Raw genomic sequence first — 263 nt, forward strand, 5'->3', positions numbered from 1 at the left:
GTACCGAGAGCCGCCACGGTGCTGTCCGCCTGCCGCGCCAGGGCGCCTGGAACACCGCCGAGTCGGCGGTACGTCTCCTCGGTGACCGTTCCGCCGGGGCCGCAGGTGAAGTACAGCTCCTGGAGGAGGTAGGCCAGCAGCGGCAGGGAGTCGTCCGTCCCCGTCTCGTCCACGATGGTGTCGACCACACCGGGAGCGAAGGAGAGGCCCACCAGCACCCCGGGCCGCTCCACCACCTCGGCGAGCTGGACCCTGCTAAGGGT

General features: G+C 71.1%; 1 protein-coding gene. It reads right to left on the reverse strand.

Translation table 11 applies throughout. The features are described 5' to 3' along the window. On the reverse strand, positions 1–263 hold a 263-nt coding region (locus tag ACSNOK_RS34705), incomplete at both ends, for an nSTAND1 domain-containing NTPase (protein ID WP_436784691.1).

This window comes from Streptomyces sp. URMC 126, assembly GCF_051386555.1.
Classification (GTDB): domain Bacteria; phylum Actinomycetota; class Actinomycetes; order Streptomycetales; family Streptomycetaceae; genus Streptomyces.